At 70.4% G+C, this 25,680-nt stretch carries 23 protein-coding genes and 2 pseudogenes; 21 read left to right on the top strand and 4 right to left on the bottom strand.

Annotation, left to right across the window (positions count from 1 at the left end; genetic code table 11):
* Positions 1–2 precede the first annotated feature (2 nt).
* From BST10_RS11365 to BST10_RS11455, 14 genes and pseudogenes are all read left to right on the top strand, one after another.
* Positions 3–860: a formylglycine-generating enzyme family protein gene (locus BST10_RS11365; RefSeq protein ID WP_083037850.1), complete on the top strand. Its 858-nt coding sequence runs from the start codon at positions 3–5 to the stop codon at positions 858–860.
* Positions 861–1,132: 272 nt separating this feature from the next.
* Positions 1,133–1,501: a 50S ribosomal protein L14 gene (gene rplN, locus BST10_RS11370; protein WP_013830249.1), complete on the top strand. Its 369-nt coding sequence runs from the start codon at positions 1,133–1,135 to the stop codon at positions 1,499–1,501.
* Complete coding sequence (gene rplX / locus BST10_RS11375) at positions 1,502–1,819, top strand: 50S ribosomal protein L24 (RefSeq protein ID WP_013830248.1); 318 nt, start codon at positions 1,502–1,504, stop codon at positions 1,817–1,819.
* Between the two features lie 2 nt (positions 1,820–1,821).
* Positions 1,822–2,385, top strand: a complete 564-nt coding sequence (rplE, locus tag BST10_RS11380) for a 50S ribosomal protein L5 (protein ID WP_083037851.1) — start codon at positions 1,822–1,824, stop codon at positions 2,383–2,385.
* A gap of 4 nt (positions 2,386–2,389) precedes the next feature.
* The gene (locus BST10_RS11385) at positions 2,390–2,575 is read left to right on the top strand and encodes a type Z 30S ribosomal protein S14 (protein ID WP_013830246.1); all 186 of its coding nucleotides are present in this window, start codon (positions 2,390–2,392) and stop codon (positions 2,573–2,575) included.
* A gap of 19 nt (positions 2,576–2,594) precedes the next feature.
* Complete coding sequence (gene rpsH / locus BST10_RS11390; RefSeq protein WP_013830245.1) at positions 2,595–2,993, top strand: 30S ribosomal protein S8; 399 nt, start codon at positions 2,595–2,597, stop codon at positions 2,991–2,993.
* Between the two features lie 13 nt (positions 2,994–3,006).
* On the top strand, positions 3,007–3,546 hold the full coding sequence (gene rplF / locus BST10_RS11395) for a 50S ribosomal protein L6 (protein WP_013830244.1): 540 nt from the start codon (positions 3,007–3,009) through the stop codon (positions 3,544–3,546).
* 2 nt (positions 3,547–3,548) lie between these two features.
* Complete coding sequence (rplR, locus tag BST10_RS11400) at positions 3,549–3,956, top strand: 50S ribosomal protein L18 (protein ID WP_013830243.1); 408 nt, start codon at positions 3,549–3,551, stop codon at positions 3,954–3,956.
* Positions 3,957–4,002: 46 nt separating this feature from the next.
* The gene (gene rpsE, locus BST10_RS11405) at positions 4,003–4,698 is read left to right on the top strand and encodes a 30S ribosomal protein S5 (RefSeq protein ID WP_085975778.1); all 696 of its coding nucleotides are present in this window, start codon (positions 4,003–4,005) and stop codon (positions 4,696–4,698) included.
* A gap of 2 nt (positions 4,699–4,700) precedes the next feature.
* Positions 4,701–4,889: a 50S ribosomal protein L30 gene (rpmD, locus tag BST10_RS11410; protein ID WP_013830241.1), complete on the top strand. Its 189-nt coding sequence runs from the start codon at positions 4,701–4,703 to the stop codon at positions 4,887–4,889.
* The gene (rplO, locus tag BST10_RS11415; RefSeq protein WP_041318643.1) at positions 4,889–5,332 is read left to right on the top strand and encodes a 50S ribosomal protein L15; all 444 of its coding nucleotides are present in this window, start codon (positions 4,889–4,891) and stop codon (positions 5,330–5,332) included. Before rpmD ends, rplO begins: the two co-directional genes overlap by 1 nt.
* 272 nt (positions 5,333–5,604) lie before the next feature.
* Positions 5,605–12,696, top strand: a complete 7,092-nt coding sequence (locus BST10_RS24170; protein WP_207567903.1) for a PGRS repeat-containing protein — start codon at positions 5,605–5,607, stop codon at positions 12,694–12,696.
* A gap of 72 nt (positions 12,697–12,768) precedes the next feature.
* Positions 12,769–14,565 (top strand): annotated as a pseudogene (gene sppA, locus BST10_RS11450) (signal peptide peptidase SppA).
* 78 nt (positions 14,566–14,643) lie between these two features.
* Positions 14,644–14,892 carry a DUF732 domain-containing protein gene (locus tag BST10_RS11455; RefSeq protein WP_205277418.1) on the top strand — a complete coding sequence of 83 codons (249 nt, stop codon included), beginning with the start codon at positions 14,644–14,646 and terminating at the stop codon, positions 14,890–14,892.
* On the opposite strand, the pseudogene BST10_RS11460 reads toward BST10_RS11455, so the two are convergent.
* Positions 14,889–15,056: pseudogene (locus BST10_RS11460) on the bottom strand (transposase); the annotation flags it as partial. The gene BST10_RS11455 and the pseudogene BST10_RS11460 overlap by 4 nt on opposite strands.
* 227 nt (positions 15,057–15,283) lie before the next feature.
* Here BST10_RS11460 and BST10_RS11465 point away from each other — a divergent pair.
* From BST10_RS11465 to BST10_RS11475, 3 genes are all read left to right on the top strand, one after another.
* A complete protein-coding gene (locus BST10_RS11465; RefSeq protein WP_083037853.1) occupies positions 15,284–16,675 on the top strand; it encodes a PPE family protein, SVP subgroup in 1,392 nt (463 codons plus the stop codon).
* Between the two features lie 58 nt (positions 16,676–16,733).
* Positions 16,734–18,527 (top strand): signal peptide peptidase SppA, encoded by a 1,794-nt coding sequence (gene sppA / locus BST10_RS11470; RefSeq protein WP_083037854.1) that lies wholly within the window; start codon positions 16,734–16,736, stop codon positions 18,525–18,527.
* An 86-nt stretch (positions 18,528–18,613) separates the two neighbouring features.
* Positions 18,614–18,919 (top strand): DUF732 domain-containing protein, encoded by a 306-nt coding sequence (locus BST10_RS11475; protein WP_013830232.1) that lies wholly within the window; start codon positions 18,614–18,616, stop codon positions 18,917–18,919.
* Positions 18,920–18,969: 50 nt separating this feature from the next.
* Here the strand turns inward: BST10_RS11475 and BST10_RS11480 are convergent, their stop codons facing one another.
* The 3 genes from BST10_RS11480 to BST10_RS11490 are packed head-to-tail and all read right to left on the bottom strand — an operon-like array spanning position 18,970 to position 22,099.
* A complete protein-coding gene (locus BST10_RS11480; RefSeq protein WP_083037855.1) occupies positions 18,970–20,202 on the bottom strand; it encodes a serine hydrolase domain-containing protein in 1,233 nt (410 codons plus the stop codon).
* A gap of 50 nt (positions 20,203–20,252) precedes the next feature.
* Positions 20,253–21,161 (bottom strand): class I SAM-dependent methyltransferase, encoded by a 909-nt coding sequence (locus tag BST10_RS11485; protein WP_083037856.1) that lies wholly within the window; start codon positions 21,159–21,161, stop codon positions 20,253–20,255.
* Between the two features lie 5 nt (positions 21,162–21,166).
* Complete coding sequence (locus BST10_RS11490) at positions 21,167–22,099, bottom strand: class I SAM-dependent methyltransferase (protein ID WP_083037857.1); 933 nt, start codon at positions 22,097–22,099, stop codon at positions 21,167–21,169.
* Positions 22,100–22,408: 309 nt separating this feature from the next.
* On the opposite strand from BST10_RS11490, the gene secY reads away from it, so the two are divergent.
* From secY to BST10_RS11510, 4 genes are read left to right on the top strand one after another with little or no spacing between them, the layout of a single operon-like run.
* The gene (gene secY / locus BST10_RS11495; RefSeq protein ID WP_013830228.1) at positions 22,409–23,740 is read left to right on the top strand and encodes a preprotein translocase subunit SecY; all 1,332 of its coding nucleotides are present in this window, start codon (positions 22,409–22,411) and stop codon (positions 23,738–23,740) included.
* Positions 23,737–24,288, top strand: coding sequence for an adenylate kinase (locus BST10_RS11500; protein ID WP_013830227.1), 552 nt, complete (start codon positions 23,737–23,739; stop codon positions 24,286–24,288). Before secY ends, BST10_RS11500 begins: the two co-directional genes overlap by 4 nt.
* Entirely contained in the window at positions 24,289–25,077 is a 789-nt protein-coding gene (gene map / locus BST10_RS11505; protein WP_013830226.1) for a type I methionyl aminopeptidase, read from the top strand.
* Between the two features lie 55 nt (positions 25,078–25,132).
* The gene (locus BST10_RS11510; RefSeq protein ID WP_083037858.1) at positions 25,133–25,639 is read left to right on the top strand and encodes a MarR family winged helix-turn-helix transcriptional regulator; all 507 of its coding nucleotides are present in this window, start codon (positions 25,133–25,135) and stop codon (positions 25,637–25,639) included.
* Positions 25,640–25,680: the final 41 nt, after the last annotated feature.

Below are 25,680 nucleotides of genomic sequence, written 5' to 3' on the forward strand. Positions count from 1 at the left end.
CGATGCTGACAGAACTCGTCGGTATCCCCGGCGGTGTCTTCCGGATGGGGTCGACGAGCTTCTATCCCGAAGAGGCGCCGATCCACACCGTGGCTGTGGCCGCGTTCGCAATCGAGCGGCATCCGGTGACCAATGCCCAGTTCGCCGAATTCGTCGCCGCAACCGGGTATGTGACCGTCGCCGAGCAGGAACCCGACCCGGTGTATGCCGTCGAGCCGGGCGCCCTGGTCTTCACCCCGACCGCCGGGCCGGTTGATCTGCGCGACTGGCGGCAGTGGTGGCGGTGGGTGCCCGGCGCGAGTTGGCGGCATCCGCTCGGTCCGCACAGCACCATCGAGCACAAGCCGGATCACCCGGTGGTCCAGGTCGCCTACCCCGATGCGGCCGGCTACGCCCGCTGGGCCGGGCGGCGGCTGCTCGCCGAAGCCGAATGGGAGTACGCCGCCCGCGCCGGCACGTCCAGCACCTACCCCTGGGGTGAGGAGGAGAAGCCGGGCGGGGAACTGATGGCCAACACCTGGCAGGGCGCCTTTCCCTACCGCAACGACGGCGCGCTCGGCTGGTCCGGAACCTCCTCGGTGGGCAGTTTCCCGCCCAACGACTGGGGGCTGCTGGACATGATCGGCAACGTCTGGGAGTGGACCACCACCGAGTTCTGCGGCCATCACCGCCTGGACGCAGCGCCCAAGTCCTGTTGCGCGCCGGACGGCCCCGCCGACCCGGGCGTCAGCCAGACCCTCAAGGGCGGCTCGCACCTGTGCGCGCCGGCGTACTGCCACCGCTACCGGGCCGCGGCACGCTCCCCGCAGTCACAGGACACCGCAACCAGCCACATCGGGTTTCGCTGCGCGGCCGACTGACCAGTGGAGTAACCCCTGCGCGAGTGGGCGCGTCCCCGGTCCGACATGCCGCGCGCGGACCGGGGACACATTGCTCGCTCGCGGAGCAAGGGGCGACGGATTTGGTGCAGGGCGGTCCGTCACCTAAGCTCTAGGGGTTGCCGAGGGCAGACCTCGGCCAGCGCAAGCTGGCCCCGCGTGCCCTTCGGCGATAAGAAGACCATGCACGACCGGGGAGATTCCGGCATGCGACTCGTCATGCCGCGCGTCGTCCCGATTATTGAGGAGATCTGGTGATTCAGCAGGAATCGCGGTTGAAGGTCGCCGACAACACCGGCGCCAAGGAGATCTTGTGCATCCGGGTGCTCGGCGGCTCGTCGCGGCGCTACGCCGGCATCGGTGATGTCATCGTCGCGACCGTCAAGGACGCCATCCCCGGCGGCAACGTCAAGCGGGGTGACATCGTCAAGGCCGTCGTGGTGCGCACCGTCAAGGAGCGTCGCCGCGCCGACGGCAGCTACATCAAGTTCGACGAGAACGCGGCCGTGATCATCAAGGCCGACAACGACCCGCGCGGAACCCGCATCTTCGGGCCGGTCGGCCGCGAGCTGCGGGAGAAGCGGTTCATGAAGATCGTCTCGCTGGCCCCGGAGGTGCTGTAGATGAAGGTCCACAAGGGCGACACCGTGCTGGTCATCGCCGGCAAGGACAAGGGCGCCAAGGGCAAGGTCCTGCAGGCCTACCCGGCCCGCAACCGGGTGCTGGTCCAGGGCGTCAACCGGATCAAGAAGCACGTCGCGAACTCGGCCAACCAGGCCGGCGCCTCCTCGGGCGGGATCGTCACGCAGGAAGCCCCGATCCACGTCTCGAACGTGATGGTCGTCGACTCCGACGGCAAGCCCACCCGGGTCGGCTACCGGGTGGACGAGGAGTCCGGCAAGAAGGTTCGCGTCTCCAAGCGCAACGGCAAGGACATCTAGAGATGACGACGGCAGAGAAGATTCAGCCCCGGCTGAAGGTGAAATACCGCGAAGAGATCCGCGACGCGCTGCACAACGAGTTCAACTACGCCAACGTGATGCAGATCCCGGGCGTGGTGAAGGTCGTGGTGAACATGGGCGTCGGCGAAGCCGCCCGCGACGCCAAACTGATCAACAACGCGGTCAGTGACCTGGCGCTGATCACCGGCCAGCGTCCGGAGATCCGCAAGGCCCGGCTGTCGATCGCTCAGTTCAAGCTGCGCGAGGGCATGCCGATCGGTGCCCGGGTGACGCTGCGCGGTGACCGGATGTGGGAGTTCCTCGACCGGCTCACCTCGATCGCGCTGCCGCGTATCCGCGACTTCCGGGGGCTGTCGCCCAAGCAGTTCGACGGCTCCGGCAACTACACCTTCGGGCTGGCCGAGCAGTCGATGTTCCACGAGATCGACGTCGACTCCATCGACCGCCCGCGTGGAATGAACATCACCGTCGTCACCTCGGCGACGAACGACGACGAAGGACGAGCGCTGCTGCGGGCACTCGGCTTTCCGTTCAAGGAGAAGTGACCTGATGGCGAAGAAGGCGTTGATTAACAAGGCGGCCCGCAAGCCCAAGTTCGCGGTGCGCGCCTACACCCGCTGCAACAAGTGCGGCCGTCCGCGCGCGGTGCTCCGGAAGTTCGGCCTGTGCCGAATCTGCCTGCGCGAAATGGCGCACGCCGGCGAGCTGCCCGGTGTGCAGAAGAGCAGCTGGTGAGGGTGGAGGAGCAGCCTAAATGACCATGACGGACCCGATCGCGGACTTCTTGACCCGTCTGCGCAACGCCAACTCGGCGTATCACGACGAGGTGACCCTGCCGCACTCGAAGATCAAGGCCAACATCGCCGAGATCCTCAAGCGCGAGGGTTACATCACCGACTACCACGTCGAAGACGCCCGGGTGGGCAAGGCGCTGGTGGTCAACCTGAAGTACGGCCCGAACCGGGAGCGCAGCCTCGCCGGTCTGCGCCGGGTGTCCAAGCCCGGTCTGCGGGTCTACGCGAAGTCGACCAACCTGCCGCGGGTGCTCGGCGGCCTGGGCGTGGCGATCATCTCCACGTCTTCGGGTCTGCTCACCGACCGTCAGGCGGCCAGGCAGGGCGTGGGCGGCGAAGTCCTCGCGTACGTGTGGTGAGGGAGTAGCAGACATGTCGCGTATTGGTAAGCAGCCGGTCCCGGTTCCCGCCGGGGTCGACGTGACCATCGATGGTCAGAACGTGTCGGTCAAGGGGCCCAAGGGCACCCTGGAGCTCACGGTGGCCGAGCCGATCAACGTCGCCCGCAACGACGACGGCGCCATCGTGGTGACCCGGCCCGACGACGACCGGCGTAACCGGTCGCTGCACGGCCTGAGCCGCACCCTGGTGGCGAACCTGATCACCGGCGTCTCCGAGGGCTACGTCCGCAAGATGGAGATCTTCGGCGTCGGTTACCGTGTGGCACTCAAGGGCTCCGACCTCGAGTTCGCCCTGGGCTACAGCCACCCGGTGCTGATCAAGGCCCCGGAGGGCATCACCTTCGCGGTGGAGACGCCCACCAAGTTCTCGATCTCGGGCATCGACAAGCAGAAGGTCGGTCAGATCTCGGCGAACATCCGCCGCCTGCGCCGTCCCGACCCCTACAAGGGCAAGGGCGTGCGCTACGAGGGTGAGCAGGTTCGCCGCAAGGTCGGAAAGACAGGTAAGTAGTCATGGCGCAATCAGAAGCAGGCACCGGGGCGCGCAAGCCCATCGGGCAGAGCGTCTCGGAGGCCCGGCGCACGCACCGGGTGCGTCGGCACGCGCGGCTGCGCAAGAAGATCGCCGGCACCCCCGAGCGTCCCCGCCTGGTGGTGCACCGCTCGTCGCGGCACATTCACGTCCAGTTGGTCGACGACCTGGCCGGTCACACGCTGGCCGCGGCGTCCTCGATCGAGGCCGACGTGCGCGGTGTGGACGGCGACAAGAAGGCACACAGTGTGCGGGTCGGCCAGCTGATCGCCGAGCGCGCCAAGGCCGCCGGCGTGCAGACCGTGGTGTTCGACCGCGGCGGCTACACCTACGGTGGACGGATCGCGGCATTGGCCGACGCGGCGCGCGAGGGCGGGTTGAAGTTCTGATGCGCCGGATGACTGACTTGATGAACATGACTGGAAGGACCGCATGATGGCGGAGCAGCCGACAGGGGCCTCCTCGGCAGGTCCCGACACGGGCAGCGCCCCCCGTACCGACGGGCGTGACAATCGTGACAACCGAGGCGGACGTGGTGGCCGCGACGGCGGCCGCGGCGGCCGGGACGGCCGGGACGGCGACAAGAGCAACTACCTCGAGCGCGTCGTCGCGATCAACCGGGTGTCCAAGGTTGTCAAGGGTGGCCGCCGGTTCAGCTTCACCGCGCTGGTGATCGTCGGTGACGGCAAGGGCATGGTCGGGGTCGGCTACGGCAAGGCCAAGGAGGTCCCGGCCGCGATCGCCAAGGGTGTCGAGGAGGCCCGCAAGAGCTTCTTCCGGGTGCCGTTGATCCGCGGCACCATCACCCACCCCGTCCAGGGCGAGGCGGCCGCCGGTGTGGTGTTACTGCGCCCGGCCAGCCCCGGTACCGGTGTGATCGCCGGCGGTGCGGTGCGTGCGGTGCTGGAATGCGCCGGGGTGCACGACATCCTGTCCAAGTCGCTGGGCAGCGACAACGCGATCAACGTGGTGCACGCCACCGTGGCCGCGCTGAAGATGCTGCAGCGTCCCGAAGAGGTGGCGGCCCGGCGCGGTCTGCCCATCGAAGACGTGGCGCCGGCCGCGATGCTCAAGGCCCGGCGGGAGAGCGAGTCGCTCGCCGCCAGCGCCGCCCGGGAAGGCACGGCATAACCATGGCAAATCTGAAGATCACCCAGGTCCGCGGCACCATCGGTGCCCGCTGGAATCAGCGCGAGAGCCTGCGCACGCTGGGCCTGCGCAAGATCCGCCAGTCGGTGGTGCGTGAGGACAACCCCCAGACCCGTGGTCTGATCCGGGTTGTCCACCACCTCGTAGAAGTTGAACAGGCCGGGGAGGAATGATGACGCCTATCAAGCTGCACGACCTGCGCCCCGCGCCCGGGTCGAAGACCAAGCGCACCCGCGTCGGTCGCGGTGAGGGCTCCAAGGGTAAGACCGCCGGCCGCGGCACCAAGGGCACCAAGGCCCGCAAGAACGTGCCGGTCCGGTTCGAGGGCGGGCAGATGCCGATCCACATGCGGCTGCCCAAGCTGAAGGGCTTCCGCAACCGGTTCCGCACCGAGTACGAGGTCGTCAACGTCGGCGACATCAACCGGTTGTTCCCGGACGGCGGCGCCATCGGCGTCGACGAACTGGTGGCCAAGGGTGCGGTCCGCAAGAACACGCTGGTCAAGGTGCTCGGCGACGGCAAGCTGACCGTCAAGGCCGACGTCACCGCGCACAAGTTCAGCGGTAGCGCCCGCGACAAGATCACCGCGGCCGGGGGCACAGCCACCGAACTGTAAGGTTTTTCAGGAAAAGACGCTACCCCGATCGCACCCCATCTCACCAGATGGGGTGCGATTTTTTGTCCGGGGCACGGGGATTTGACGCAGGCGTAAATTGAGTGCTTGCTATGCATCTCACAGCCTTATATAACGTAATGTGAGTGACGGGACTCACTCGTCCGGGGTCGGTCTGCTGGGAAGGCGTTGGGCATATGAGGCGTCGGCTGCGTTCAGGTTCTACCGGGGGGCGCGCCGGCGCCTCTCGCCGTGCCGTGGGAGCGGGCAGCGCCGTGGCGGCGTTCCTGGCATTCGGGATGACTCCACTGGCGGCCGCGCCGGAGGCCCGTGCGGACTTCGAGTTCGACGATTTTCTGGGCTGGTTCGGTCTGGAACCCGACTCTCAAGCACTGACGTCCGAGTGGATCGGCTCGGCCTGGGATCTGCCCGATTCGGCTGATGCGACTGGGATGGAGATCGCCCAGCTGTGGGACACCTACTTCTACATGCCGCTGCATGCACTTTTGCAGGACTGGATCAACTCTGACTTCGGGTCGCAGGTCAATGGCGTGATCAACCAGATCTTCGCGCCGTTCACCGAGAACTTCTGCGGGATGATCTGCAACGGCGCCGACGGCACCGAGAGCAGCGTGAACGGCCAGGCCGGTGGGCTCTGGTTCGGCGACGGCGGTAACGGCTGGACCTCGGACATCGAGGGTGTAGCCGGCGGTAACGGCGGCCACGCCGGCGGTATCGGCAACGGTGGTGATGGTGGCGCCGGCGGTCTGGGTGCCGATGGTGGTAACGGCGGTCACGGTGGCGAGATGTGGGGCCACGGCGGCGATGGCGGAGCCGGTGGCGCTGCGACGGCGACGCTGGTGGCTGGGGACGGTGGCAACGGCGGGTCCTCGGGTCAGGCCCAAGACTTCTTCGGCATGGGTGCGTGGGGCAACGGGGGCAACGGCGGCAAGGGTGGCGCGGGTCTGAACGGCGCCGACGGTGCGGACTCCTCGGCCGCCGGGGTGGCTGGTGGCGACGGCGGTACGGGCACGGCGGGCGGTAAAGGCGGCGACGGCGGGGCCGGTTCGACGTGGCTCGGCATCGGCGGTAACGGCGGCGCCGGCGGTGCCGGTGGCGGGGGCGGCGCGGGCGGCAGCGGCTTCGACGGTGCCGAGGGCTCCTTCGCCGGCGGCGGAGACGGCAATGGCGGCAACGGAAGTAACGGCGGCGCCGGTGGCAACGGCGGCGCCGGTGGACAGGCCGGCGCTGGCGGGGCGGGCGCGTGGTTGTTCGGTGGATCCGGTGCCGCGGGTACGAACGGCACGGCCGGGGCCGGCGGTGTCGGCGGAGACGGCAAGGACGGCGGTGATGGCGCCGACGGCGCGGCTGGGACCGACGGGACGGCTGTCGACCCGAATGGCGCCGCCGGAATCAGCGGCGGCAACGGCGGGAATGCCGGGCGCGGTGGCGCCGGTGGTGTGGGCGGCGACGGGGTGGTTGCCGCCGACGGCGCCGACGGCCACGCCGGGGCCGGCGGCAACGGGGGCAACGGCGGCGACGGCATCGACGGCATCGACGGCACCGCCACCAACCCGAACGGAACCGCCGGGGGCAACGGCGGCGCCGGCGGCAACGGCGGTCAGGGCGGATTGGAAGCCGACGGCACCACCCGCGCAGCCGACGGCACCGGTGGCGCCGGAGGTATCGGCGGCAATGGCGGAGCCGGATATGACGCGCTCGCCGCCGGTGCGGCGCCGGGCACGTCCGGCGGCAGCGGCGGTGCCGGTGGCAGCGGTGGCGCGGGCGGTACCGGTGCGACCGGAGGAGACGGCGGTAATGCCGGCGATGGCGGGCGGGGCGGTGATGGGGTCGCCGGACTGGCCGGAGCCGACGGCGCCAACGCCGGCGACGCGGGCACCGACGGACAAGCCGGAGGAAACGGGGGGACCGGCGGCGCCGGTGGTGCCGGGGGTAACGGAGGCGCGGCGACCTCGCCGGCCGGGGCGGCCGGCAGCAATGGCAACGGCGGCGACGGCGGCGCGGGAGGCAACGCCGCAGCCGGTGGTGCCGGCGGTGATGGCGCCGACGGCGACGCGAACCATGTGGATGGCGGCGCCGGCGGTAACGCCGGCGATGCCGGCACCGCCGGAGCGGGCGGTGCCGGCGGCGCAGCCGGCACCGGCGGATCCACGGGCACCGGAGTCGCGGGCAGCGGCGGGGCCGACGGATCCGGTCCGGCACCCACCGAAACCCACGGCGGTAACGGCGGCGACGGCTTCACCTCGACAACACCCGGAGTGTCCGGCGGCGCCGGCGGAGCCGGTGGCAGCGGCGGAACCATCGGCAACGGCGGGGCCGGCGGCCACGGCGGAGGCGGTGGTGACGATGCCGACGGCGGAAACGGCGGCGCCGGCGGTGACGGTGGCACCCAGGTCGGTAACGGTGGGGCCGGCGGAAACGGCGGCGCCGGGCAGGGCACCGGCACCGGCGGTGACGGCGGTGACGGCGGGGATGGCGGCGCCGTGCAGGGCGACGGCGCCGACGGCGGCGACGGAGGCGCCAACGGCGGCAGTGGCGGCAATGGCGGTGACGCCATCGGCAGCGGCAACGGCGGCGATGGCGGCGACGGCACCGCAGGGTTCAGCGGCGCCAACGGCGGCTCGGGTACCCAGCCGGGCGAGGCCGGCGGCGACGGCGTCGCCGGCCAGTCGGGTGGCACCGGCGGCAACGGCGGTACCGGCTCGGGCGCCGGTCATCACGGCGGCCAGGGCGGTGCCGGAGCCAACGGCGGCAACGGCGGCAACGGCGGTGACGGTGTGCAGGGTGCGGTCGGCACGTTCGACAACGCGGGCACCGGCAACGGCGGGAACGGTGGCGCGGGCGGAAGCGGCGCCGCCGGCGGTCAGGGCGGCGACGGCGGTGCCGGCGGCGCGGGCATCAACGGCGCAACCGCCGGCAGCCAGGGCGCCGGTGGCAGCGGCGGCAACGGCGGCGACGCCGGGGTGGCCGCCGACGGCGGCCGTGGCGCCGACGGGATCGCCACGCATCCCGATGCCGGCAACGGCGGCGATGGCGGTGCGGTCGGTCACGCCGGCGCAGCCGGTAGCGGTGGATCCGGCTCGACACCCGGTTCGGACGGCACGGCCGGCAACGGCCCGTCCGGTCAACAGGGCAACGGCGGTGACGGGGGCGACGGCTACGACGCCGCCAGTGATCCGAACGCGGCGCCGGGCACCGCCGGCGGCAACGGCGGCCTTGGCGGGGACGGCAGCCTGTTGGGCACCGGCGGCGTAGGCGGTTCCGGTGGCAATGGCGCCGCCGGTGCAACCGGTGAGGCCGGTATGACCGCGGGTGCTGATGGCCAGACCGGCGGAGCCGGCGGGAACGGCGGCAATGCCGGGAAGGGCGGCACCGGAGGCGCCGGTGACGGTGTTGATGGTGTCGCTGGTTCTGGTGGTGCTGGTGGTCGGGGTGGGGATGGTGCCACGGGTGCTGATGGTGAGGATTCGACGCAGGCTGGGGTGGCTGGTGGTGTTGGTCAGGATGGTGGTGCTGGTGGTGATGGGGGTGCTGGGGGCACGGGTGGTTTGACGGCCTCGGGTGCCGCTAGTGGTTTTGATGGTGTTCAGGGTGCTGGCGGTGATGGTGGCGATGGTGGTGTGGGTGGTCGCGGGTTTGATGGGGTTGCCGGTGGAGTCGGCACGGACGGTGAGGACGGCGTCGATGGGACGGCGACGTCGGTGGCGACTGCTGGGGGTGCTGGGGGCACGGGTCAGGCTGGTGGTGCCGGCAGTGATGGTGGTGCTGGGGGCAATGGTGGTGCGGCCGGTCATGGTTCCACCGATGGCACCCAGGGTGTTGGTGGTGTAGGTGGTGCTGGGGGCAATGGTGGTACCGGTGGTACCGGTGGTCGTGGTGGTGATGGTGGTGATGGGTATGACGCTGCGGCTGATGTGAGTGCGGTGGCGGGTACTTCTGGTGGTGATGGTGCGGTTGGTGGTTCCGGTGGTGCCGGGGGTGCTGGGGGTGCGGCCGGCCACGGTGGTGCCGGGGGTAGTGGCCTCAATGGTCAGGCGAGTTCGGGTGCTGATGGTGTCGCCGGCGACCTGGGTGCCGGTGGTGTTGGTGGCAATGGTGGTTCCGGTGGTGACGGGTCGACGGGTGCTCGGGGTGTTGATGGGGTGAACGCCGGTGAGGCCGGTGGCACCGGTGGCACGGGTGGCAATGGGGGTAATGCCGCCGCCGGTGGTGCCGGTGGTGTCGGGGCTGGTGGCGTGCAGGCGGCCAGTGGTGTTGATGGTGTCGCTGGTTCTGGTGGTGCTGGTGGTCGGGGTGGGGATGGTGCCACGGGTGCTGATGGTGAGGATTCGACGCAGGCTGGGGTGGCTGGTGGTGTTGGTCAGGATGGTGGTGCTGGTGGTGATGGGGGTGCTGGGGGCACGGGTGGTTTGACGGCCTCGGGTGCCGCTAGTGGTTTTGATGGTGTTCAGGGTGCTGGCGGTGATGGTGGCGATGGTGGTGTGGGTGGTCGCGGGTTTGATGGGGTTGCCGGTGGAGTCGGCACCGACGGTGAGGACGGCGTCGATGGGACGGCGACGTCGGTGGCGACTGCTGGGGGTGCTGGGGGCACGGGTCAGGCTGGTGGTGCCGGCAGTGATGGTGGTGCTGGGGGCAATGGTGGTGCGGCCGGTCATGGTTCCACCGATGGCACCCAGGGTGTTGGTGGTGTAGGTGGTGCTGGGGGCAATGGTGGTACCGGTGGTACCGGTGGTCGTGGTGGTGATGGTGGTGATGGGTATGACGCTGCGGCTGATGTGAGTGCGGTGGCGGGTACTTCTGGTGGTGATGGTGCGGTTGGTGGTTCCGGTGGTGCCGGGGGTGCTGGGGGTGCGGCCGGCCACGGTGGTGCCGGGGGTAGTGGCCTCAATGGTCAGGCGAGTTCGGGTGCTGATGGTGTCGCCGGCGACCTGGGTGCCGGTGGTAACGGCGGCGTGGGCGGCAACGGCGGCAACGGCGCGGCCGGTGGGATCGGGGAGACCGGTGCTGACGGTGGCGTGGGCACGGCAGGAACCAGCGAGGCACCCGACGGTGGCACCGGCGAGACCGGGCACACCGGCGGACAGGGTCTAGCTGGCGGCAACGGCGGGGCCGGCGGCCAGGGCGGCGCGGCAGGCACGGGTTCCACAGACGGCGCGGTGGGCGCCGGCGGTATCGGTGGCAACGGTGGCATCGGCGGCCAGGGCGGAACCGGCGGCAACGGCGGCACCGGCGGCGCCGGCTACGACCAACCCGGCACCACCGGGCTGTCAGGCGGCAACGGCGGCACCGGTGGCGCCGGCGGAACCGGCGGGCAGGGCGGCGAAGGCGGTACCGCGGGCCTCGGCGGCCTGAACGGGGCCGGTGTCGACCGGGCCGACTCCGGAACAGACGGCACCACCGGTCTGCAAGGTGTCGGCGGCAACGGCGGCGAGGGCGGTGCCGGCGGCGACGGTGCGACCGGCACCACTGGCGGCAACGGCAGCACCGGCAACACCGGGACGACGGGAACGGTGGGCAGCCCCACCGGCGGCACCGGCGGTACCGGTGGCGATGGCATCGACGGCGGGGTCGGCGGCAACGGCGGCACCGGTGGCCAGGGCGGCGCCGCGGGTACCGGCAGCACCAACGGCAACGTCGGTGCCGGCGGGAAGGGCGGTGACGCCGGCGACGGCGGTCAGGGCGGCGACGGCGGTGCGGGCGGAACCGGCGGCACCGGGTACACCTCGCCCACGGCGAATGGTGTCGATGGCGGTAATGGCGGGACGGGTGGCACCGGCGGCAACGCCGGCCACGGCGGCACGTCCGGCACCGCCGGCGCCGGCGGCCTCGACGGGGCCGGAAACAACCCGGCGAACGCCGGTAGCGCCGGCAGCACCGGGGCAGACGGTCACGCGGGCGTCGGTGGCGACGGTGGCGTCGGCGGCAACGGTGCGCAAGGCACGGCTGGCACCACGACCCTGGCCGCTGGTACCGGCGGCAAGGGCGGAACCGGCGGCAATGGCGGCCAGGGCGGCCTGGAAACCGACGGCGCCACCCACGCTCAGCAGGGCGACGGCGGGGACGGCGGAACCGGCGGCAAGGGCGGTACCGGGTTCGCCGGAGCAAACGGTCAGGACAGCTTCGTACTTACCCCCGCCACCGATGGCAAAGCTGGTGGTGCGGCCGGGAGCGGTGGAACCGGCGGTACCGGCGGTAGCGGCTACAACGCCGGCAACGGCGGAACCGGTGGTGTCGGCGGGGACGGCGGCACCGGCGGCAACGGCGGCAACGCGACATTGGCAATCGGGGACCTTGTCACCCCGGGCGACGGCGCTTCCGGCGGCACCGGCGGCACCGGCGGCGTCGGCGGCCTCGCCGGTACCGCCGATGGCGGAGCTGCCGGTGCCAATGGAGCCGGTGGCGACGGCGGGGTCGGCGGCACGGGCGGCAATGCCGGCTCGGCCCTGGTCGGGATCGGATCGACCGGTACCGCCGGAACCGGTGGAACCGGCGGCGTCGCCGGCGTGGGCGGCGGCAGCGGCGCCGATCAAGGTGCCGCGGGCGTCGGCGGTACCGGCGGCCAGGGCGGTCAGGGTTCGGTCGGCGCCGTTGCCAACGCTCTCGGCGGCGTCGGCGGCAACGGCGGAACCGGTGGTGCCGCGGCAGACCAGAGCGGCAGCATCGGCGGCGTCGGCGGGCAGGGCGGTACCGGTGGCGGCGGGCTGGTCGCAGGTGTTGTCGGCGGTGCCGGCGGCCAGGGCGGCGCCGGTGGTGCCGCGGCCGATCAAACCGACAGCATCGGTGGTGCCGGTGGCCAGGGCGGACAAGGTGCGACCGCTGTCGTCGGCGCACTCGGCGGGACCGGAGGCACCGGTGGCACCGGTGGGGCGGCCGGTGACGCTGCCGGCAGCAACGGCGGTGCCGGCGGGCAGGGCGGTATCGGGGGCAGCGCGGTGGTCGGTGCCCTCGGGGCTGGCGACGGCGGCGACGGTGGCACCGGGGGTGCCGCCGGGAACATCGCGGGAAGCACCGGTGGCACCGGCGGTCAGGGCGGCGACGGTGGCGCGGGCCTGGCGAACGTGTTGGCCGGCGGGGACGGTGGTGACGGCGGTACCGGCGGCTCCGGCACCGCACCCGGCACGATCGGCGGTGACGGCGGACTGGGTGGTACCGCTGGTCCCGGCGTGCTCAACCTCATCGGTGGCGCCGGCGGGGACGGCGGCGACGGCGGCAACGGTGGCGCGATCGGCGGCACTGGCGGCGACGGCGGAACCAACAGCAATGGTGCCGCTGGTGAGCCGGGTGAAGGGCCGAGCGGTCAAACGGGTGGCGCCGGTGGCGCCGGGGCGCCCGGGGGTCTGCTGTAGCAGAACATCACCCGATGAACGCCCGCAGCCAACACCGCGGTCGGTGACCGCGACGCCGGTAGGCTCAAATCCATGTTCTCCCTGCTGCCCGGGGTACCCGGCCTGGACGACCTGCGCGGCGTAGCCCGTCGTATCGACACCGCTCGCCATCACGGCGTGCCCGACGGTGTGGTGCTCGAACTCGACCTGCAGTCGTTGCCACACGAAACCGGTGGGTTCGATCCGCTGGCGCTGATCCGTTCGGGGAGCCAGCCCCCGGTGCTGCGCGACGTGGTGGCTGCGATCCACCGCGCGGCCGAAGACCCCAGGGTCGCCGGACTCATTGCGCGGGTGCAGCTTTCTTCGGCGGCTGCCGGCCCGGTCCAAGAGCTTCGCGCCGCCATCGCCGACTTCACCGCGGTCAAGCCGTCGCTTGCCTGGGCCGAGACCTACCCGGGCACGCTGTCCTACTACCTGGCGTCGGCGTTCGGCGAAATCTGGATGCAACCGTCCGGGACGGTGGGCCTCATCGGCTTCGCCACCAATGCGACGTTCTTACGCACCGCGCTGGACAAGGCCGGAATCGAAGCGCAATTCATTGCTCGCGGCGAATACAAGTCGGCGGCCAATCTGTTCACCCAGGATTCCTACACCGACGCACACCGGGAGGCCGACACCGCTCTGGTGGAGAGCCTGCACGCGCAGGTGCGCCAGGCCGTCGCCGAATCCCGGAATCTGAACGCCGCCGTCGTCGACGAGCTGGCCGACCGGGCGCCGTTGCTGCGTGACGACGCCGTGCAGGCGGGCTTGGTCGACCGGATCGGCTTCCGCGACGAGGCCTACGGCCGGATCGCTGAACTCGCTGGCGGCCCAGGGGATTCGGCAGCTGATCCCGATGGCCCCGACGCCCCGCCGAGGCTGTACCTGACGCGGTACGCGCACGCGACCGCCGGGCGTCCGGTGTCGACTACGCCCCTGCCGTCCCTCCCGGGCCGCAAGAACAAACCGGCCGTCGCGGTGGTGACCGTGGCCGGGCCCATCGTCAGCGGGTCCGGTGGCCCCCAGCTGTCACCGTTCGGCAACCGCAGTGTCGGCGGCGACACGATCGCCGCGGCCCTGCGCGAGGCCGCCTCCGACGACGATGTCGCCGCCATCGTGCTGCGGGTGGACAGCCCGGGCGGGTCGGTCACCGGGTCGGAGACCATCTGGCGGGCGGTGCAGCAGGCCCGCGTGGCCGGCAAACCGGTGGTGGCGTCGATGGGCGCGGTCGCCGCCTCCGGCGGCTACTACATCTCCGCGGGCACCGACGCCATCGTCGCCAACCCCGGCACCATCACCGGATCCATCGGGGTGGTGACCGGCAAGCTGGTCGCCCGCGGGCTCAAGGACCGCCTCGGAGTCGGCACCGACACCGTGCGCACCGGCGCCAACGCCGACGCCTGGTCGATCAACGCCCCGTTCACCGCCGAACAGCAGGGGCAAGTCGAGACCGAAACCGACCTGTTCTACAACGACTTCGTGGTGCGGGTCGCTTAAGGCCGCAACCTGTCCACCGAGGCGGTCGACGCGGTGGCGCGCGGACGGGTCTGGACCGGCGCCGACGCCGCCGAACGCGGCCTGGTCGACGAGCTGGGCGGCCTGCGCACCGCAGTGCGGCGCGCCAAGGTACTGGCCGGGCTCGACCCCGACGCGCAGGTCCGCACCGTGTCCTATCCCGGCTCGTCGCTGTGGGAATTCATCCGGCCCCGCCAGTCGTCGCAGCCGGCGGCGGCGTTCTCCGATGCGGTCGGGGCCCTGCTGGTCCGCTCGCTGACCGGGATCGCCGAACAGGCGGGGCGATCGATCAGCGGGGCACGGGTGCTCTGGCTCGGGGAATCCCGCTGGATGTAAGACAGATTCAACAAACGCTTGCGCGACAGAAAAAGCTTAGTAACGCCCGCGTAACGCGTGCCGCCCATGCTGATGAGCATGAAACGGTTACTGCTGTTGGCGGGTCTGAGCGCGATGATCGGCCTCGCTGCCCCCGCCCTCGCCGCACCCACGGGCGTTGACGGGCAGTTCCTGGCCACCCTGACCGGCGCCGGGCTGAGCCACACCGGAAATGACCAGGCCGCCGTCTCCGCCGGCCGCGCCGTATGCCAACTGATGGACGCGGGACTGTCCCCGATGGACACCGTCGTCGCGGTGCAGGCCACCAACCCGGCTCTTCCGAGTTAGCAGGGGCGTAGCCGCCTGGCTCTGAGTGGCGCTCGCCGTGATTGGCGGGTGCAGGCCCACCGTACTCGGCGGCGTTGGTTGGTGGGGTTACGGAAGCCGAAGGCGGTCCGGCCGACGTGCTTGACGATCCGGTTGTAGCCTTCACTGCGGGCATTTGTCAGGCCTATCGTTGGACAAGGCTCGCGCCCTTCTTGTGTTGGATGCGTGAAGAACACCCAGTTCACAAGGGCGCGAGCCCTCAATCAGTCACCGACACGATCCGAATCGGTCACCCCAGTACCCCCATCAAGTCGGAAGAGCTGAGCATTGGCTGTGTCTGCCGAACGCGTCTCTAGTACAGTCTTCCAAACGGGTGTACACGGAACTGGTGTGAGGGCGAGGCAGCGAGGGCATGGATTTCGGGTTGGTTCCGCCGGAGATCCAATCCGCCCTGATGTACGCCGGACCGGGACCCGGGCCGATTTCGGCGACTGCCGCGGCATGGGATGGGCTGGCCGCCGAACTCGACGCCGCGTCGGCCTCCTACGCCTCGCTGGTCACCGATCTGACCAGCACCGGATGGCTGGGCTCCACAGCGGCGCTGATGGCCGCGGCGGTATCGCCATATCTGGCCTGGATGCACACCACCGCCGTGCAGTGCGCTGAGACCGCCGCCCAGGTCAGGGCGGGCGTGGCGGCTTATGAGGAGGCGTTCGCGGCCACCGTGCCGCCGCCGGTGATCGCGACGAACCGCGCCGAGCTGCTCACGTTGCTCGCCACCAACATCTTCGGCCAGAACACCGCGGCCATCGCGGCCAACCAGGCCGAATACGCCGAGATGTGGGCGCAGGACGCCGCGGCGATGTTCGGCTACGCGTCCGCGGCGTCGACGGCCACGCAACTGACGCCGTTCACCGCGCCGCCGAAGGCCGCCAACTCCGACGGATCCGACAACACCACCGCGGCGGCGGCGCAGGCGGCCGGCAGTGCCACGGCGACCCAGACCCAAAACGCACTGGCGGGTGTGCCCCAGACGCTGCAACAGCTGGCATTGCCGATGGCGGCGCCCGCGGCGGCCGACCCGGTCGTGGGACAGGCCACCGCGGCCGGTGTTTCGGGGATCAGCGCGAGTTCGGCGTACCACACCATCATCGGGAGTGCCAATTTCTTCCAGCGCATCTACAGCCAGTTCCAAAGCTCGTTCGCGGCCAGCAACGAACCCTCAACCACGGACATCATGGAACGGCTCAACCGGATCGGCCTGGTTACCGGCGCGGTCGACTCCGATGAGGTGGGGAGGGCCGCGGACGGCGGCCCACTGGGCACCCTCGGGCTCGGCGGGTTCGGGGATTGGCACAACTGGGCGCGTTTCTTCAAGGGGTTCCCCCTGCTGAAGCTCTCGGCGGCGGGGAGTATGGGCGAGTCGGGCCTGGTCGGCGGGTTGTCGGTGCCGCCGACGTGGGCCGAGGCGCTCCCGGACGTCCGGCTGGCCGCTGCGGAGACCACCGGCACCGGCGTCAATGCCGCCCCGAGCGCTGCGGGTGGCGGTTTCGGCATGCTGGGCGCGCAAGCGGCACTGACGGGGATGGCCGGGCGCGCCCTGGCCGGCGCTGTGCTCCCCGCCCGGGAGAACACCCGGTCGACCGCCCCCGCCCAGGAGAGGCCGTCGAGTACCGCGGCCAAAGAGATCGCTGAAGCGTTACGCGAGTACGCCTCGCTGCGCGATTCCGGAATCATCACCGAAGTGGAGTTCAACAAACACAAAGAGCGCCTGATGAGCCTGGATCCGCTGTCCGGCCGGTGAGGCCGCGGCGCGGGCGATCACGCTCCCCGTCACCGTGTGACGTCGGTAGGCTCAATCCATGTTCTCGTTGCTGCCCGGGGTCCCCGGCCTGGACGACCTGCGCGGCGTCGCCCGCCGTATCGACACCGCCCGGCACCGCGGTGTGCCCAACGGCGTCGTCCTCGAACTCGACCTGCAGACCATGCCGCACGAGACCGGCGGCTTCGACCCGCTGGCACTGATCCGTTTCGGTGCCCAACCGCCGGTACTGCGCGACCTGGTGGACGCGATTCACCGGGCGGCCGACGACCCTAGAGTCGCCGGATTGATTGCGCGGGTGCAGCTTTCGGCGGCAGCGGCCGGCCCGGTCCAGGAGCTGCGGGCCGCGATCGCCGAGTTCACCGCCGTCAAACCGTCGCTGGCATGGGCCGAAACCTACCCGGGGACGCTGTCCTACTATCTGGCATCGGCCTTCGGGGAGGTATGGCTGCAACCCTCGGGCATGGTCGGGCTGATCGGCTTCGCCACGAACGCGACGTTCCTGCGCACCGCGCTCGGCAAGGCCGGTATCGAGGCGCAGTTCGTCGCGCGCGGCGAATACAAATCGGCGGCCAACTTGTTCACCCAGGATTCCTACACCGATGCCCATCGAGAGGCCGACACCGCGCTGGTGGAGAGCCTGCACACCCAGGTGCGCGCCGCCGTCGCCGAATCCCGGAACCTGGACGCCGGCGCAGTCGATGCCCTGGCCGACCGCGCGCCACTGCTGCGTGACGACGCGGTCGGGGGCGGCCTGATCGACCGGATCGGCTTCCGTGACGAGGCCTACGACAGGATCGCCGAGCTGGTCGCCGGCGGCGGATCGCCGGTCGACGCCGATGACCGTGAGGCGCCGCCCCGGCTGTACCTGACGCGTTACGTGAACGCGACCGCCGGGAATCCGCTGGTACCCGCACCGAGCCTGCCGGCCCTGCCAGGCCGCAAGAATAAGCCGGCGATCGCCGTGGTGACGGTGGCCGGCGCCATCGTCAGCGGCGCCGGCGGGCCGCAGCTGCCGCCGTTCGGCAACCGCAGCGTCGGCGGCGACACGATTTCGGCGGCGCTGCGTGAGGCGGCCGCCGACGACGACGTCGCCGCGATCGTGCTCCGGGTCGACAGTTCCGGCGGCTCGGTCACCGGGTCCGAAACCATCTGGCGGGCGGTGCAGCAGGCCCGGGAGGCCGGCAAGCCGGTGGTGGCGTCGATGGGCGCGGTCGCCGCGTCCGGCGGGTATTACATCGCGACGGGTGCGGACACCATCGTCGCCAACCCCGGCACCATCACCGGATCGATCGGGGTGGTGACCGGCAAGCTGGTCGCCCGCGAGCTCAAGGACCGCCTCGGGGTCGGCACCGACACGGTGCGCACCGGCGCCAACGCCGACGCCTGGTCGATCAACGCCCCGTTCACCGCCGAACAGCAGGGCCAGGTCGAGAACGTAGCCGACCTGTTCTACAACGATTTCGTGAGGCGGGTCGCGCAAGGCCGCAACCTGTCCACCGAGGCGGTCGACGCGGTCGCGCGCGGGCGGGTGTGGACCGGTGCCGACGCCGCCGAACGCGGCCTGGTCGACGAGCTTGGCGGACTGCGCGCCGCGGTGCGACGCGCCAAGGTGCTGGCCGGGCTGGACGAGGACGCGCAGGTCCGCACCGTGTCCTACCCGGGGTCGTCGCTGTGGGACTTCGTCCGGCCGCGGCAGTCCTCGCAGCCGGCGGCGTCGCTGCCCGACGCCGTCGGCGGCCTGCTGATGCGATCGCTGGCCGGGATCCTCGACCAGGCGGAACGGTCGGTCAAGGGCGCCCACGTGCTGTGGCTGGGGGAATCGCGCTGGTGAGCGTGTAACACAGATTCAACAAAGCGCTTCGCCGCAGTAAAAGCTCGGTAACGCCTGCTTAACGAGCGCCGGCCACGCTTACGGGCATGAAACGGTTACTGCTGTTGGCGGGTCTGAGCGCGATGGTCGGCTTGGCCGCTCCCGCCCACGCCGCGCCCTCCGGCGTCGACGGGCAGTTCCTGGCCACCCTGTCGGGGGCGGGACTGAGCCACCGGGCCAGTGACCAGGCCACCGTCTCTGCCGGCCGCGCGGTGTGCCAGCTGATGGACGCGGGACTGTCCCCGATGGACACCGTCGTTGCGGTGCAGGCCACCAACCCCGGTTTCACCATTCAGACGGCCGGCCAGTTCGCCGCCATCTCCACCGCGCACTACTGCCCGGAGCACATGTAGCCGTCGCGGCACGAGCTGGGTTGTGCCGGGGCGCCGCGGGCGGCGGCCGCCTAGGTCTGCGGCCGGGCGCCCAGCACGTCGCCGAACAACGCCTGGCGCAGCGCGAGCTCCCGAGGATCGCTGTAGAGGTGAAAACCCAGACGGTTCATCACGTACGAATAGCCGACACCGGTGTCGGGGTCGGCGAATCCAAACGAGCCGCCGAAACCTGGTGTGCCGTAAGCCTTGTCGGTGGAGCCGAACACCGCGCCGAACGCCGGTTTGGACAGCCCCAACGAGAACACCACCTCGACGCCCAGCACCTTGTCACGCTCGCCGCGGGATGGCGGCGCCGGCAGCGCGGTGAGCGCATCACGCACCCCGGCGCCCAGGGCCAGTAACGGATCTGCGGTTGCCGCGGCACCGTAGAGTCGCGCGATCGCCGACGCGGCGCCGATCCCGTTGGCCGACGGGATCTCGACGGCGCGCACGTCGTCGCGGTTGTAGTCGCCGTCCCAGGGTTTGATGTCGCGCGGCAAGGAACTCGCCCGCGCCAGCAGACCGAACGGGTTGAACGACGCGGCCACCAGTGCCGCGGGCATCACGCCCAGATGCCGCAGCGACTCGGCCCGTTTCCACTGGTGCAGCAGCGCCACCCGGTCGCGTGGCACCGAAGCCGGTAGACCGATGTGCAGGTCGAGTCCCAGGGGGTTGGCGATCTCGTCGGCGAAGAAGCGGCCGAGGGTGCGCCCGGCGGGGTCGGTGCGGCGGATCAGCTCGGACTCGTACCAGCCCAGTGTGATCGCGTGATACCCGTGCCGGGTGCCCGGAGCCCAGAGCGGTTTCTGGGCGGCGAGTATCGGCGCCAGCCGATCCGGGTCGGCGATGTCGGCCAGGGTGGGCGCGGGTTTCAGCGCGCAGAGCCCGGCCCGATGGCCGAGCAGGTCGCGAATCGTGACGGCGCCCTTGCCGGCCTGGGCGAACTCGGCCCAGTGGTCGGCGACCTTGTCGTCGTAGCCGAACATGCCCCGTGACACCGCCAGCGCCACGGCAAGGGCCGCCACCCCCTTGGTGGACGAGAAGACGTTGACCATGGTGTCCCGGTGCCACGGTTGCCGGGTGAAGCCGTCGCGGTAGCCGCCCCACAGGTCCACGACCTTGACGCCGTCGCGGTACACCGTCACGGCGGCACCCACCTCGTGGCCGCCGGCGAAATTCGCGCGAAACGCGTCCGCTACCTTGCCGTAGCCCTCGTCGACGTCGCCGCCGATCAGGTGCTGCGGAACATCGACCTTGAGCACCATTGGTGTGGTTATACCGTGGCCGGCGGTCAGGGATGGGCCGAATGGGGCAGCTAGCTGCGAAGCGCTTCGATCGCCACCGAACTGCGCAGCCGGGCCACGATGTCGCCGTCGGGGAAGCTGCGGCCGTAGCAGCCGAAGACCTCATCTCGGGTGCGTTCGTTCACCTGCCACCCCCGCTCGTTCAGATAGGGCCCGACCGGGTGTCGCTCGCCGGCGTAGACCAGGTTGGCCATGTCGAGATCCAGGCCCTGATCGGCGAACCGCTGACCCAGCGACTGGTTCGAGTCGCCGAGCGCGGCGGCGCCGTCAGGGTGATACTCGGTGGCCAGCCGGCTGCCCGGCGCGCTGAGCGCGGTGATGTTGTCGAACAGCCGGTCCTGCGCCTGCGGGGGCAGATAGATGAGCAGGCCCTCCGCGCTCCACGCGGTCGGTTTGGTCTCGTCGAACCCGTTGCGGCGCAAGGCGGCCGGCCAATCGTCGCGCAGATCGACGGCAACCGTCCGGCGGTCGGCGGTGGGTTGGGCGCCCAGTTCGGCCAGGGTGCTGGTCTTGAACTCGATCACATCGGGCTGGTCGATCTCGTAGACCGCGCTACCCGGCGGCCACGCCAGGCGGTAGGCCCGCGAATCCAATCCGGCGGCCAGGATGACGGCCTGCCGGGTCCCGGCCTCGGTCGCCTGCAGAAAGAAGTCGTCGAAGAACCGGGTGCGGACCGCCATCACGGCGGTCATGGGTTCGGCAGCGGCGCGGGCCTCGGCGGCCACCGCCGGTTCCAGCGTCCCGTCGAGCATCCCGGTGAAGAAATCGATGCCCACGGCGCGCACCAGCGGTGCGGCGAACGGGTCGGAAATGAGCGGGTCGGCTTCGGCGGTGGCCAGGGCGCGGGCGACGGCGACCATGGTGGCGGTGGTACCCACGCTGGACGTCAGATCCCAGCTGTCGTTCTCGGTGCGCGCCATGCCGGTCAGCCCCGGATCGCGCTGATGTAGGACAGCCCGCCGAACCCGGGACCGTCACCCTCCTGCAGCGGCGGCAGTCCGTGCGCGGCGAACAACTCGCCGACGCCGCGACTGCTGACCTGCCAGCGGTGGTCGGCGAGATAGGAACCGGCCTCGTTGCGGTCGCCGAAGTAGAGCAGTTCGGTCATGTCGAGGTTGAGGCCGTGGCTGCGCATCCGGTCAGCGGCCTCGCGCATCTGCCGCCGAGCCTGCTCCTCGGTGTCGCCGTCCAGGCCCGGCATGCTCTCGGTGGCCACCCGACTGCCCGGCGCGCTCAGTGCGGTGATGGTGTCCAACAGTCGGTCCTGCGCTTCCGGCGGCAGGTAACCCAGCAATCCCTCGGCGCTCCAGGCGGTCGGCCGACCCGGCTCGAAGCCCGCCGCTCGCAGCGCCGCCGGCCAGTTCTCGCGCAGGTCGATCGAGACCGTGCGGCGCTGAGCGGTCGGCGCCGCGCCGTGCTCGGACAGCACTCGGGTCTTGAACTCGATCACCTCGGGCTGGTCGACCTCGTAGACGACGGTGCCGGCGGGCCAGGGGAGTCGGTAGGCGCGGGAGTCCAGACCCGAGGCCAGGATGACCGCCTGCCGGATCCCGGCCTCGGTCGCCTGCAGAAAGAAGTCGTCGAAGAACCGGGTGCGCACCGCCATGTTGTCGGCCATCCGCATCATGCCCATCGGGCTGTCGTCGCCCAGGTCGGCGGGGTCGATCTCGCCGCTGGCCAGTCCGGTGAACAGGTCCAGCCCGACGGCGCGCACCAAGGGCTCGGCGAACGGGTCGTCGATCAGGGGGTGTTCGGCCCGGCCGGCCATCGCGCGGGCCGCGGCCACGCCGGTTGCGGTGACGCCCACGCTGGAGGCCAGGTCCCAGGTGTCGCCAGGAAATCGGCCGGTTTGTGCCATCGCGCATACTCCTTATCTGGACCGGCGGCCGGCCCGAAAGTTAGTTAGCGTATTTAATGAGCTATCGACGACTGTACGCCGGTTCGCTGATCTTCCGCTGGCAGGCGGGTGTCCCTGCGGCTGCCCGGCCCGCGGCGCTGAGCTGTTAGTCTCGTAGACTGCTGACGCGCCTGAAGACACGTGTGGCCGCATCATGACCGGTCGGCGCGTCGACGCGAAAGCGCAGGACCACCCAGGACTAACACGGGCCGGAAGAAACCAGCCCAATGGCACGCCGCGACCGGACCTCGGCTGCGCAGGAGGAGAAGAGTGTTCTCGGCTTTCATCTCATCACTGCGGACGGTCGACCTACGGCGCAAGATCCTGTTCGCGCTGGGCATCATCATCATTTACCGGCTCGGGGCGGCCATCCCGTCGCCCGGCGTCGACTACCAGAACGTGCAGCAGTGCATCAAGGAGGTCAGCGGCGGCGACGCGGCGCAGGTCTATTCGCTGATCAACCTGTTCTCCGGCGGCGCGCTGCTGCAACTGACGGTGTTCGCCATCGGCGTGATGCCCTACATCACCGCCAGCATCATCGTGCAGCTGTTGACGGTGGTCATCCCGCGCTTCGAGGAGCTGCGCAAAGAAGGCCAGTCCGGCCAGAACAAGATGACGCAGTACACCCGTTATCTGACGGTCGCACTGGCCGTGCTGCAGGCGACGTCCATCGTGGCGCTGGCCGCCAATGGCGGGCTGCTGCAGACCTGCAGCCTGCGCCACGACATCATCGCCGACCACAGCATCTTCACCCTGGTCGTCATCGTGATGGTGATGACCGCCGGCGCGGTGCTGGTGATGTGGCTCGGTGAGTTGATCACCGAGCGCGGCATCGGCAACGGCATGTCGCTGCTGATCTTCGTCGGTATCGCCGCTCGTATCCCGATCGAGGGCAAGACCATCCTGGACTCCCGGGGCGGCCTGGTCTTCACCATGGTCTGCCTGGCCGCGCTGGTCATCGTCGTCGGTGTGGTCTTCGTCGAGCAAGGGCAGCGCCGCATCCCGGTGCAGTACGCCAAGCGGATGGTCGGCCGGCGCATGTACGGCGGCACCTCGACGTACCTGCCGCTCAAGGTCAACCAGGCCGGCGTCATCCCGGTCATCTTCGCCTCCTCGCTGATCTATATTCCGCAGCTGGTCACCCAGCTGGTCCGCAGCGGCAGTGGCGGTGTCGGCAACAGCTGGTGGGACAAGGCCGTCAGCACCTACCTGTCGGATCCGTCCAACCTGGTCTACATCGCCGTGTACTTCGGGCTGATCATCTTCTTCACGTACTTCTACGTGTCGATCACGTTCAACCCCGACGAGCGCGCCGACGAGATGAAGAAGTTCGGCGGGTTCATTCCGGGGATCCGGCCGGGACGCCCGACCGCGGACTACCTGCGTTTCGTGCTCAACCGGATCACGCTGCCGGGTTCGATCTACCTGGGCGTGATCTCCGTGCTGCCCAACCTGTTCCTGCAGATGGGCAACTCCGGGACGGTGCAGAACCTGCCGTTCGGCGGAACCGCGGTGCTGATCATGATCGGTGTCGGCCTTGACACGGTCAAGCAGATCGAGAGCCAGCTCATGCAGCGCAACTACGAAGGGTTCCTCAAGTGAGAGTCATCCTGCTGGGACCGCCCGGGGCGGGCAAGGGCACGCAGGCCGTCAAACTGGCCCAGGAGCTGGGTGTCCCGCAGATCTCCACCGGCGATCTGTTCCGCAACAATATTGCCCAGGGCACCGAGCTGGGCCGCAAGGCCAAGGCGTACCTGGACGCCGGTGACCTGGTGCCCTCCGAGCTGACCAACGCGCTGGTCGCCGACCGCATCGACGGAGAGGACGCCGCCAAGGGTTTCATCCTCGACGGCTTTCCCCGGTCGGTGGAACAGGCCCAGGCGCTGCACGACATGCTCGAGGAGCGCAACACCAAGCTGGACGCGGTGCTGGAGCTGCGGGTCAGCGAGGACGAGTTGCTCGCCCGGTTGCGGGAGCGGGGCCGCGCCGACGACACCGCCGAGGTCATCCACAACCGGATGATCGTCTACCGCGAGGAGACCGCGCCGCTGCTGGACTTCTACCAGCACGAACACGAGCTGCACGTCGTGGATGCGCTCGGCACCGTCGACGAGGTCTTCGGCCGGCTGCTGAAGGCGCTGGGACGCTAAGTGATCGGACTGCCGAAGCGGCGGGTGCCGCATCGCAGCCCGGGGGAGCTCGACGCGATGGCCGCGGCAGGCGCCGTCGTGGCGGCGGCACTGGCCGCGGTGCGCGAGGCCGCTGTGGCGGGTACCTCGACCCTGCAGTTGGACGACATCGCCGAATCGGTGATTCGGGACGCGGGTGCGACGCCGTCGTTCCTGGGCTATCACGGCTTTCCCGCCTCGATCTGCAGCTCGGTGAACGATCGGGTGGTGCACGGCATCCCGTCGTCGACCGAGGTGCTCGAGCTCGGTGACCTGGTATCCATCGACTGCGGTGCGATTCTGGACGGCTGGCACGGCGATGCGGCGATCACCCTCGGTGTCGGGAAGCTGGCGCAGGCCGACGAGGACCTGTCGGCGGCGACCCGGCAGGCGCTGGGGGCCGGGATCGCCGCGATGGTCCCCGGCAACCGGCTCAGCGATGTCTCGCATGCCATCGAGACCGGGGCGCGCGCCGCGTCGGCCGAGTTCCGTCGCTCGTTCGGCATCGTCGCCGGTTACGGCGGACACGGCATCGGCCGCCAGATGCACATGGACCCGTTCCTGCCCAACGAAGGGTCGCCGGGCCGCGGACCGCTGTTGGTGGCCGGGTCGGTGCTGGCGATCGAGCCGATGCTGACGTTGGGCACCGACCAGACCGTGGTGCTCGACGACGAGTGGACGGTCGTCACCGCCGACAGTTCCCGCGCGGCGCACTGGGAACACACCGTGGCGGTCACCGATGACGGGCCGCGAATCCTGACCGTGGCCTAGCGGTTCGAACACTTCAGTTCCCACGCGGTCGCAGCCAAAAGTGATAAGAACGGGCGTGGACTTCCACCCTCCCGACGACGCCGACCCGATCGCGCTGGCCCGCGCCAACTGGGAACGGGCCGGCTGGGGCGACGTCGCCGACGGGATGGTGGCGGTGACGTCGGTGATGCGGGCGCATCAGATTCTGCTGGCGCGGGTGGAGGCGACGCTGCGGCCCTACGACCTGAGTTTCTCCCGGTTCGAGTTGCTGCGGCTGCTGGCGTTCAGCCGGTCCGGGGCACTGCCGATCACCAAGGCCTCCGACCGGCTGCAGGTCCACGTCACCAGCGTCACGCACGCGATTCGGCGATTGGAGGCCGCCGGCTTGGTGGAGCGGCTGCCGCACCCCACCGACGGCCGCACCACGCTGGTGTCGATCACCGACGCGGGCCGCTCGACGGTGGCCGACGCGACGGCCAGCCTCAACAGCGAGGTCTTCTCCGACATCGGGATGTCGGGGCAGGAGTCGCGCATGCTGTCGTCGGCGATCGAGACGCTGCGGCGCAACGCCGGGGATTTCTGACGGGCCGGTCCGGGGCGTCTCGGGGATGCGTTTTTCGGGCG

Source organism: Mycolicibacter algericus DSM 45454 (assembly GCF_002086455.1).
Classification (GTDB): Bacteria; Actinomycetota; Actinomycetes; order Mycobacteriales; family Mycobacteriaceae; genus Mycobacterium; species Mycobacterium algericum.

Excerpts from the sequence above, each read along its gene's own strand:
- BST10_RS11365 (WP_083037850.1), top strand. The coding sequence starts at position 3 with ATGCTGACAGAACTCGTCGGTATCCCCGGCGGTGTCTTCCGGATGGGG.
- rplX (WP_013830248.1), top strand. The coding sequence starts at position 1,502 with ATGAAGGTCCACAAGGGCGACACCGTGCTGGTCATCGCCGGCAAGGAC.
- rplE (WP_083037851.1), top strand. The coding sequence starts at position 1,822 with ATGACGACGGCAGAGAAGATTCAGCCCCGGCTGAAGGTGAAATACCGC.
- BST10_RS11385 (WP_013830246.1), top strand. The coding sequence starts at position 2,390 with ATGGCGAAGAAGGCGTTGATTAACAAGGCGGCCCGCAAGCCCAAGTTC.
- rpsH (WP_013830245.1), top strand. The coding sequence starts at position 2,595 with ATGACCATGACGGACCCGATCGCGGACTTCTTGACCCGTCTGCGCAAC.
- rplF (WP_013830244.1), top strand. The coding sequence starts at position 3,007 with ATGTCGCGTATTGGTAAGCAGCCGGTCCCGGTTCCCGCCGGGGTCGAC.
- rplR (WP_013830243.1), top strand. The coding sequence starts at position 3,549 with ATGGCGCAATCAGAAGCAGGCACCGGGGCGCGCAAGCCCATCGGGCAG.
- rpsE (WP_085975778.1), top strand. The coding sequence starts at position 4,003 with ATGGCGGAGCAGCCGACAGGGGCCTCCTCGGCAGGTCCCGACACGGGC.
- rpmD (WP_013830241.1), top strand. The coding sequence starts at position 4,701 with ATGGCAAATCTGAAGATCACCCAGGTCCGCGGCACCATCGGTGCCCGC.
- rplO (WP_041318643.1), top strand. The coding sequence starts at position 4,889 with ATGACGCCTATCAAGCTGCACGACCTGCGCCCCGCGCCCGGGTCGAAG.
- BST10_RS11455 (WP_205277418.1), top strand. The coding sequence starts at position 14,644 with ATGAAACGGTTACTGCTGTTGGCGGGTCTGAGCGCGATGATCGGCCTC.
- BST10_RS11465 (WP_083037853.1), top strand. The coding sequence starts at position 15,284 with ATGGATTTCGGGTTGGTTCCGCCGGAGATCCAATCCGCCCTGATGTAC.
- sppA (WP_083037854.1), top strand. The coding sequence starts at position 16,734 with ATGTTCTCGTTGCTGCCCGGGGTCCCCGGCCTGGACGACCTGCGCGGC.
- BST10_RS11475 (WP_013830232.1), top strand. The coding sequence starts at position 18,614 with ATGAAACGGTTACTGCTGTTGGCGGGTCTGAGCGCGATGGTCGGCTTG.
- BST10_RS11480 (WP_083037855.1), bottom strand. The coding sequence starts at position 20,202 with ATGGTGCTCAAGGTCGATGTTCCGCAGCACCTGATCGGCGGCGACGTC.
- BST10_RS11485 (WP_083037856.1), bottom strand. The coding sequence starts at position 21,161 with ATGGCGCGCACCGAGAACGACAGCTGGGATCTGACGTCCAGCGTGGGT.
- BST10_RS11490 (WP_083037857.1), bottom strand. The coding sequence starts at position 22,099 with ATGGCACAAACCGGCCGATTTCCTGGCGACACCTGGGACCTGGCCTCC.